3 protein-coding genes are annotated in these 2,723 nt (G+C 64.3%); 1 reads left to right on the top strand and 2 read right to left on the bottom strand.

Features of this window, described 5'->3' with window-relative positions; translation table 11 throughout:
• Positions 1-85: 85 nt before the first annotated feature.
• Complete coding sequence (locus BUA54_RS20385) at positions 86-931, top strand: type II secretion system protein GspK (protein WP_072859062.1); 846 nt, start codon at positions 86-88, stop codon at positions 929-931.
• 51 nt (positions 932-982) lie between these two features.
• On the opposite strand, the gene BUA54_RS20380 is transcribed toward BUA54_RS20385, so the two are convergent.
• Together BUA54_RS20380 and BUA54_RS20375 are read right to left on the bottom strand one after the other, a co-directional pair.
• Positions 983-1,201, bottom strand: a complete 219-nt coding sequence (locus BUA54_RS20380) for a hypothetical protein (RefSeq protein ID WP_072859061.1) — start codon at positions 1,199-1,201, stop codon at positions 983-985.
• 10 nt (positions 1,202-1,211) lie between these two features.
• Positions 1,212-2,723: DUF4331 domain-containing protein (locus tag BUA54_RS20375; RefSeq protein WP_072859060.1), on the bottom strand; the 1,512-nt coding region annotated here is incomplete at its 5' end.

Genomic DNA, 2,723 nt, shown 5'->3' with positions numbered 1-2,723 from the left:
CCCCCCAGACCTTCGAGCTGACGGCGCCGCAGCCGGCCGGCGCCGCCTCGCCCGACGCCACCGCCCCGACTGACGGCGGCAACTGATGCAGCGCGACGGAGGGATCATTCTGGTCAACGTTCTTGTCGCCCTCGCGCTAGGCGCGGCGCTGGTCGTGCTGATGTTCACATCGCAGGACAACCTGATCGACCGCAGCCGCAGGATGGCGGCGGCCAGCCAGGCCGAGGCGCTGGCCCTCGGCGGCGAAGCCTCGATCAGGGCGGCCTTGGCGCGCGACATGACCGAGGCGCCGGACACGGACAACCGGACGGAGGACTGGGCGCGCATTCAGCAGGAGACCGTCGCGCTGGAAACCGGACGGTTCAGCGTCAGCGTCAGCGACGCGCAGGCCCTCTTTGACATTAACCAGTTCAAGGATAACGGGTTTGCATCGACCCAGGTCCTTTCCCTGCTGATCGCGCAGGTGGGCCTGCCCGCTCGCGTGACGCAGTCGATCCTGACGCAGGTGCAGGCCGACGGGCCGCTGCCCGATCTGGACGCCCTGCGCGACATGGATGCGGCAACGAAAGTGACGCTGAAGACAATCCTGGTCGCCTTGCCTGCCGGCGGCGATGTCAACCTCAACACCGCACCCCTGCCGGTCATCGCAGCGGTCATCGGCAATGCCGCGACAGCCGGAAGATTGATCGCGCTCCGAGATCGCAAGGGCCTGCTGACGCCTGATGATCTGGCTGCGGTCGGCGTGGTTGCAGTGCCCGGGGCCGGTTTCACGTCGGACGTCTTCGACGTCGACGTCGTGGCCGAGGTCGATGACGTTACCATCGCTTTGCACAGCCGCCTGTTGCGTCTTCACCGCACCGCGACGGAGCGGGAGGTTCGCGTCATCGCCCGGCGATGGGGAACTGCGAGCATCGCGCCGGACGCGGAATAGAAAACGGCCGGTCCTTCCAGACCGGCCGTTCTTAGGTTCATGTGCGACGGACTACGGATTGAACGGTTCGACCGTCGGCGTCAGGATCAGCGTCACGTCATCCAGCGGGATCGGCGTGTCGTTGGGGTTCTGGTTGAACGCCCGGACGAAGTCGCTTCCCAAGGACGCAATGCCCATGTTGCCGCCGGTGGCGCTGTCACACGCCACCAGTGCTGCCATCGCCAGAAAGCCGAAGCCGGCGTTGCGGATCACGTTTTGCGTATACTGCATGATCTCCCCCTTAACCCTGCGCGCCGGGCAGCGGCGCGTTCAAGTAGGGGAAGGCCGCGGGCAGCTCGGACGGCTTGATCGGCGCACCGTCGGTGAAGGGCAGGTTGCCCACCGGCGCATCGGACGGCTTGCACAGACCCAAGTTCACATTATCGCTTGCCGAGTCCTCGGTGGCACCCTTCACGCCGAGTTCCGCGCCAAGCGGCACCGGATAGCACAGCGCCCCCATGACGACGCGCAGCGCGATGTCGACGGTGTCATCCACCGGACGGCGGCCGTTCGGGAAACCGGCAAGATCCTCTGCCACGACACCAAACACGTTCTGCTGAGCCAACGGAGTCGGCGGCACGGCCGTGTTCAGGCGCATCATCTCGGACGGCGTCACCTTTGCAGGCTGGTTAAAGCCCGGGAAGCCGGTGAGGAATGCCGCCACAAGGTCGTTGCGAGGGTAGTTGGACGGCGCGATATTGCCGGATGCACCGAGCGCGTCGCGGAACAGGATGTCCACCAGGGTCGGAAGCGTCGGGTTCGTGACGTAGGTGGCAAGGGCCGCGTCCTGCGTCGGCTCTGCCGCGTTGAAGAGGTTCTTGTCACGCAGGCCGATCACCACCTCGTTCACCAGCGGCGCGGACAGACGCGACTGCTGCACCCAGGCTCCGCCGAACTTGGCATCCTGTTCGTAGGTTGGCGACGGATCCTCGAGGGAGGCCTGCGGCAGGCTGGAGGTCGTCCACGCGCCGATGACCGAATCATCGCCGTCGGTCAGACAGGAAATCGGCACCTCGATGGCGAGGGAAGTAACGTTGGCCTTGCCGATCAGATCGTCGTTCGCCCGGTCCTGCTGGATGCCGACGCCCTTGTAGGCATAGTCAGGTACGTTGTACTGTGGATATTCCGCGCTGTCGGCGCCCTGCAGCGGGATGAGGTTCACAAGATCGAAGATCGGACCGAGATTGACGGCGAACGCTTCTGCACGCTGGCCTGCGAAAACCCGTGCCTTGCCATTGCAGCCGGGGATCGTCACGTTGTCGTAGATGAAACGATTGGCGTAGGCATTGTAGTTCGGAATTGTCTTTGTGCCCACGTTGTCCAGGGGCTTCTTGAAATTGCGGCCGCCGCCCGGTGCGGTCAGCGGCTGCCCGTTGCCACTGCGGCGGTCGCCGCGAATGACGGACACGTTGTAGTTCTCGATTTCGTTCAGCGCGCCTTCGCGATCGTTGGCGGTGATCTGGCCGGCCTGACGCAGCGGAATGGCAACGTTCTTGCCGCCGATGTTCAGCTCGATGCCGTTGCCTTTGTTGACGAGGTTGTTGTCGAACTTGAACTGGAACGTGAGGTCCTCGATCGCATCACCGTCGTTGTCGACGTGGATCTCGTAAATCGCGTTGGGGTCCATCGTGAAGTAGTTCGGACCGCCGTAGGGGGCTTGGATCGGCTGGTAGTTCGCGATCATCGTGACGAACCCGTCGCGGCCGGGTTCGTAGCTGCGGAACATGTAAAAATCGGTGCCGTCGATCTTCGG

The organism is Loktanella atrilutea, assembly GCF_900128995.1.
In the GTDB taxonomy this organism is placed as follows: Bacteria; Pseudomonadota; Alphaproteobacteria; order Rhodobacterales; family Rhodobacteraceae; genus Loktanella; species Loktanella atrilutea.
Note: the sequence above shows the minus strand (reverse complement) of the source record. Positions and strands in the feature narration are given on the sequence as shown.